The 243-nt window shown below is 50.2% G+C and carries 1 protein-coding gene; it reads left to right on the top strand.

The window, feature by feature from the left end; translation table 11 throughout:
* The coding region (locus R0J87_RS23725) for a terminase TerL endonuclease subunit (protein ID WP_498889460.1) at window positions 1–243 on the top strand (243 nt) is incomplete at both ends.

The following is a 243-nucleotide window of genomic DNA, read 5'->3' as shown; positions in this document are numbered from 1 at the left end:
ATCCGGCAATACTGAAAAAAGCTAACCCTAATTTTGGTGTGTCAGTAGGTGAAGATTATCTGCTGAAACAGCAGCGAGACGCCATACGCTACCCAAGCCGAACCAACGCGTTTTTGACCAAACACCTTAATGTGTGGGTGTCTGCGCGTAGCGCCTGGCTAAATATGGCGGACTGGCATAAATGCGGTGATCCTGCACTGTCGCTTGAACAGTTCTACGGCAAGCCTTGCTGGCTGTCAGTAG

Origin of the sequence: Halomonas sp. SIMBA_159 (assembly GCF_046536035.1) — a bacterium.
Lineage (GTDB): Bacteria > Pseudomonadota > Gammaproteobacteria > Pseudomonadales > Halomonadaceae > Vreelandella > Vreelandella venusta_A.
The sequence above is the reverse complement of the archived record's forward strand: the minus strand, read 5'-3'. Positions and strand labels throughout refer to the sequence as shown.